The following is a 3,237-nucleotide window of genomic DNA, read 5'->3' on the forward strand; positions in this document are numbered from 1 at the left end:
GTTTGTCAGGGGCGGGGTAGGCGCATGGCCATCGTGGGTGCTCGGCCATCACCGAGGTGGGGGTGAACGGGGCACCGGTGGGCAGCTCCTCGGCCCGGCCGATCTGCACCCCCGGGTAGAGCTCCACCATGTCGTTCTCACCGAGCACCCGGGACTGCTGCGGTGCCAGCGGGATCCGGTCCGACTCCGCCATCGAGCCGGCCGGGCGGATGCCCGAGCCGTTGGTGCTCACGTCGGTCACGATCACCTCCCCGACCCGCAGCTCGAAGCGGACGTGCCCCCGGCTGATCCACCGCCGGGCCTCGTCGTTGAGCCACTGCCCGAGCATGATCCCGCCGTCCTGCTCCGGAGCGCGGCCGGCCACCACCGGCTGGTCCTCGCTGAGCACGAACCGCCGTCGGACCAGGCCGCCGACGCGCACCGCGAGCACCTCGGTGCGCGGACGCGGGCCGGCGTCACCGAGCCGTGCGCCGTGTCGGGGGCAGGTCGGCACGCCGTTGCGCAGCGCGGGCGGCGCCTGCGCGGCGGGGCTGCGGTCGGCACCCCCGGCCAGGTCGGCGAACGCACCACCCCCACCACCGCCGCCGAACAGCGCGCAGCCCGACTCCGGGCAGCGCCACCGACGGGTCAGCAGCTTGACGCCGGCCGGCGAACGCTTGCCCGCCACCGGCGAGTGCCCACCACCGACGTGTGCGATGAACACCGGGCCGCCGGCCCCGGGCACCGGGGCGACCACCCGACCGGGCTGCTCGACCAGCCAGGGGAACCGACCGCGCAACCCGTCGAAACGGACCCGGCTGAGCACCGGCAGCCCGAGCAGGTCAGCGACCTCAAGCATCCGGTCACCCGGGTTGTCGAGCACCTCGACGAGCCCGTCGTCGGCCCAGCGGCGGACGACCATCCGCTCGTTCGAGGTGAGGTCGGCGTCGGAGAGCAACGCCCGGTGCACCACCGCGTAGACCTGGACGCTGTCCTCCTCCAGCTCGCGGGAGAGCGCGTCGATCACCATGCCGAGGCGCAACAGGCTGGCCGGTCGACCACCGTCGATGTCCTGGTAGCGGATCACCTCGGCCAGGTCGACCACGGCCCGAGCCAACGACGGGTCGGTGCAGACCCGCCCCTCGATGGCGTCCAACACCTTGCTGATCTCGAATCTCATGCCGCGCTCCGGACGATGTCGTCGATCCGCCCGGCCAGCTCGATGTCCCGGTGGGTGACCCCACCGGCCGAGTGCGTGACACAGCGGAAGGTCAGGGTCCGCCATCGGATGTCGATGTCGGGATGGTGGTCGAGCTCCTCAGCGACCGTCGCCACCCGGTCCACCACCGCGATGGCGTCCGGGAAACTGCCGAGCTGAACAGTGCGACCGATGCCGGTCGGGTCGCCCGACCAGTCGGTCAACCCGGCCAGCTCTTCTCGCACCGCGTCCGCGGTGAGCAGGTCTGCCATGAGCAGACCCTACCGGTGGCGGGTCCGGGGGGTCGGCCACGCCACCGTGCCGACCGCTCGGTCCCGGACCGGAACCGCACCACGACCGAGGGTCTGTTCCGCCCGCCGGCGGGCCCTCCGGTGCGGACCGTAGCGGGTCGACGCCGGCGCTCGGCCAGTCCGGATGACCCGCTGGCGCGCGACCCCGACGGCCGCCCGGACACGCGGGCGGGGCGACATCAGATGCCGCCCCGCCCATCCCCCCTCGCGTCAGCCGCGCAGCGGCCGCCCCACCTCGTGCAGATGACCGAGCGCCTGCCGGTACGACTCGATCAGCCCGGTCTCGGCGTACGGGATGCCCTGCTCGACGCAGTAGGCCCGGACGATCGGCTGGGCCCGCCGCAGGTTGGCGCGGGGCATGTTCGGAAACAGGTGGTGCTCGATCTGGTAGTTGAGCCCGCCCAACGCGGTGTCCACCAGTCGGCTGCCGCGCACGTTGCGGGAGGTCAGCACCTGCTTACGCAGAAAGTCCAACTCGTCCTCGGCGGTCGGCATCGGCATGCCCTTGTGGTTCGGCGCGAACGCGCAGCCCATGTAGAGACCCCAGAGCGCCTGGTGCACCACGGCGAAGAGCAGCGCCTTGACCGGGGACATGACCGCCAACAACAGCGCCACGTAGCCGACGGTGTGCGCGAGGAGCAGCGCCGCCTCGACCGCCCGGTGCCGCATCGGCACGGCGTACCGGCCGTCCGGCCCCCGGCCGACGATCGCCCGGATGCTCGACACGTGCAGGTTCAGGCCCTCCAGCAGCAGCATCGGGAAGAAGAGATACGCCTGCCGCCGCGCCAGCCACCGGCCGAACCCCCGGGTCTCCAACGCCTGCTCGTACGTCCACACCAGGGCTCCGGCGCCGACGTCCGGGTCCTCGTCCTCGTGGTTCGGGTTGGCGTGGTGCCGGTTGTGCTTGTCGACCCACCAGCCGTAGCTGAGCCCGACCGCCGCGTTGCCGGCGAACAGCCCCACCAGCTCGCTGGCGCCGCGCCGACGGAACATCTGCCGGTGCCCGGCGTCGTGCCCGAGGAACGCGACCTGGGTGGTGGCCACCGCCATCACTGCCGCGAGCGGCAGCTGCCACCAGGAGTCACCGAGCAGGAACACCGCGACCCAGCCGGCCACGAAGGCACCGAGGGTGAGCACGATTCGGGTGAGGTACCAGCCGGGACGCCGCTCCAGCAGACCCGCCTGGCTGATCCGGCGGGACAACTGTGCGTAGTCACTACCTCGCCGTCGTACCGGCGGTTCCGCCACCGCTCCGATCGTCATTGCTGCTCCCGTTCCCGTTTCCGCCCGTACCGGGGTGGTTCAGGCTTGCTCCAAGCCTCCCGGTTGTGGTAGCGCTGAGTAACCCGGGCAGCCCCCGAATCGGGGGTAGGGCGGGCCCTACCCCCGATGGCTCAGCCCAGCCGGCCCACCGCCGCGCGCAGCCGAGCCAGGTCACGCCGCCGCCGCTCGTAGGTGGCGGCGAGCCCGACCAACGCCAACCCACCGACACCCAGGTAGATCCACCGGGGCAGCAGATCCCACCCCCGGGCCACCTCGTGCACCGCCAACAGGGCCAGCACCCCACCGCCGAGCAGCACCGGCGCCTGCCAGCGGCGGGTCGCGCCGGCCAGCACCGCGCCCAGCGCCACCGCGCCGAGCAGCAGTCGCCGCCACGGCTGCGGGTCCGGGCCGGCGAGCACCGACACCAGACTCGGCAGCAACGCCGCGACCAGCCCCGGGCCGAGGGCCGGCCAACTGGTCAACCCG

At 72.8% G+C, this 3,237-nt stretch carries 3 protein-coding genes and 1 pseudogene; all 4 read right to left on the reverse strand.

Annotated elements, in window-relative coordinates:
- Window positions 1-5 precede the first annotated feature (5 nt).
- Window positions 6-1,159: pseudogene (locus tag JM949_RS34790) on the reverse strand (FHA domain-containing protein).
- Entirely contained in the window at window positions 1,156-1,449 is a 294-nt protein-coding gene (locus JM949_RS34795) for a 4a-hydroxytetrahydrobiopterin dehydratase (RefSeq protein ID WP_203152305.1), read from the reverse strand. Before JM949_RS34795 ends, JM949_RS34790 begins: the two are co-directional and overlap by 4 nt.
- Before the next feature lie 249 nt (window positions 1,450-1,698).
- A complete protein-coding gene (locus JM949_RS34800; protein WP_203152307.1) occupies window positions 1,699-2,751 on the reverse strand; it encodes a fatty acid desaturase family protein in 1,053 nt (350 codons plus the stop codon).
- A 131-nt stretch (window positions 2,752-2,882) separates the two neighbouring features.
- On the reverse strand, window positions 2,883-3,237 hold a 355-nt coding region (locus JM949_RS34805; RefSeq protein ID WP_407664878.1), incomplete at its 5' end, for an SCO7613 C-terminal domain-containing membrane protein.

This window comes from Micromonospora tarensis (assembly GCF_016803395.1).
GTDB lineage: Bacteria > Actinomycetota > Actinomycetes > Mycobacteriales > Micromonosporaceae > Micromonospora > Micromonospora tarensis.

What these genes read in the sequence shown, in the direction of transcription:
- JM949_RS34795 (WP_203152305.1), bottom strand. Translation starts at nt 1,449, where the DNA reads ATGGCAGACCTGCTCACCGCGGACGCGGTGCGAGAAGAGCTGGCCGGG.
- JM949_RS34800 (WP_203152307.1), bottom strand. Translation starts at nt 2,751, where the DNA reads ATGACGATCGGAGCGGTGGCGGAACCGCCGGTACGACGGCGAGGTAGT.